The sequence below is a fragment of the Belliella filtrata genome (assembly GCF_022549775.1).
GTDB lineage: Bacteria > Bacteroidota > Bacteroidia > Cytophagales > Cyclobacteriaceae > Belliella > Belliella filtrata.
The window spans coordinates 1-2,336 of the sequence record NZ_JAKZGP010000126.1; the positions used below are offsets into that span (position 1 = coordinate 1).

The 2,336-nt window shown below is 45.3% G+C and carries 1 protein-coding gene; it reads right to left on the bottom strand.

What is annotated here, in order from left to right; all coding sequences use genetic code 11:
• Positions 1–2,336, bottom strand: a 2,336-nt coding sequence (locus MM239_RS20680; RefSeq protein WP_449495065.1) for a DUF7507 domain-containing protein, incomplete at both ends; no start/stop codon positions are given.

Consider the following 2,336-nt stretch of genomic DNA (forward strand, 5'->3'; position numbering starts at 1 on the left):
CTTTGTTCAATACAGAGCCTGCATCTACATCCGCTTGCGTTACTGTATAGTCTGTATCTATTGACGCCTCTGCTCCTGGGGCTAATGTTCCAATGTTTTGATCTAAGCCTGTCAATGGATCAGTGATCGTCACATTTTCCAAAGTCACATTGCCTGTGTTCTCTACTGTGATCGTGTAAGTGATCACTTCTCCTGCTGCTGTGATCGCTGCACCATTGTCTGACTTGATGATCGTGATTATTGCATTTCTGTCAATCTCTGTTTCTATCTCGTCTTCACCTTCTGGATTCTCACCGTCAGGGCTTTCAGTGCTTACCAAAGCTTTGTTCAATACAGAGCCTGCATCTACATCCGCTTGCGTTACTGTATAGTCTGTATCTATTGACGCCTCTGCTCCTGGGGCTAATGTTCCAATGTTTTGATCTAAGCCTGTCAATGGATCAGTGATAGTCACATTTTCCAAAGTCACATTGCCTGTGTTCTCTACTGTGATCGTGTAAGTGATCACTTCTCCCGCTGCTGTGATCGTTGCACCATTGTCTGACTTGATGATCGTGATTGTCGCATTTCTGTCAATCTCTGTTTCTATCTCGTCTTCATCACCTGGATTCTCACCGTCAGGGCTTTCAGTGCTTACCAAAGCTTTGTTCAATACAGAGCCTGCATCTACATCCTCTTGGGTTACTGTATAGTCTGTATCTATTGACGCCTCTGCTCCTGGAGCTAGTGTTCCAATGTTTTGATCTAAGCCTGTCAATGGATCAGTGATCGTCACATTTTCCAAAGTCACATTGCCTGTGTTCTCTACTGTGATCGTGTAAGTGATCACTTCTCCCGCTGCTGTGATCGCTGCACCATTGTCTGACTTGATGATCGTGATTGTCGCATTTCTGTCAATCTCTGTTTCTATCTCGTCTTCACCTCCTGGATTCTCACCGTCTGGACTCTCAGTGCTTACCAAGGCTTTGTTCAATACAGAGCCTGCATCTACATCCGCTTGCGTTACTGTATAGTCTGTATCTATTGACGCCTCTGCTCCTGGGGCTAATGTTCCAATGTTTTGATCTAAGCCTGTCAATGGATCAGTGATAGTCACATTTTCCAAAGTCACATTGCCTGTGTTCTCTACTGTGATCGTGTAAGTGATCACTTCTCCCGCTGCTGTGATCGTTGCACCATTGTCCGACTTGATGATCGTGATTGTCGCATTTCTGTCAATCTCTGTTTCTATCTCGTCTTCACCTCCTGGATTCTCACCGTCTGGACTCTCAGTGCTTACCAAAGCTTTGTTCAATACAGAGCCTGCATCTACATCCGCTTGGGTTACTGTATAGTCTGTATCTATTGACGCCTCTGCTCCTGGGGCTAGTGTTCCAATGTTTTGATCTAGGCCTGTCAATGGATCAGTGATAGTCACATTTTCCAAAGTCACATTGCCTGTGTTCTCTACTGTGATCGTGTAAGTGATCACTTCTCCCGCTGCTGTGATCGCTGCACCATTGTCTGACTTGATGATCGTGATTGTCGCATTTCTGTCAATCTCTGTTTCTATCTCGTCTTCACCTCCTGGATTCTCACCGTCTGGACTCTCAGTGCTTACCAAGGCTTTGTTCAATACAGAGCCTGCATCTACATCCGCTTGCGTTACTGTATAGTCTGTATCTATTGACGCCTCTGCTCCTGGGGCTAATGTTCCAATGTTTTGATCTAAGCCTGTCAATGGATCAGTGATCGTCACATTTTCCAAAGTCACATTGCCTGTGTTCTCTACTGTGATCGTGTAAGTGATCACTTCTCCTGCTGCTGTGATCGTTGCACCATTGTCCGACTTGATGATCGTGATTGTCGCATTTCTGTCAATCTCTGTTTCTATCTCGTCTTCACCTCCTGGATTCTCACCGTCTGGACTCTCAGTGCTTACCAAAGCTTTGTTCAATACAGAGCCTGCATCTACATCCGCTTGGGTTACTGTATAGTCTGTATCTATTGACGCCTCTGCTCCTGGGGCTAGTGTTCCAATGTTTTGATCTAAGCCTGTCAATGGATCAGTGATCGTCACATTTTCCAAAGTCACATTGCCTGTGTTCTCTACTGTGATCGTGTAAGTGATCACTTCTCCTGCTGCTGTGATCGCTGCACCATTGTCTGACTTGATGATCGTGATTATTGCATTTCTGTCAATCTCTGTTTCTATCTCGTCTTCATCACTTGGATTCTCACCGTCAGGGCTTTCAGTGCTTACCAAAGCTTTGTTCAATACAGAGCCTGCATCTACATCCGCTTGCGTTACTGTATAGTCTGTATCTATTGACGCCTCTGCTCCTGGGGCTAATGTT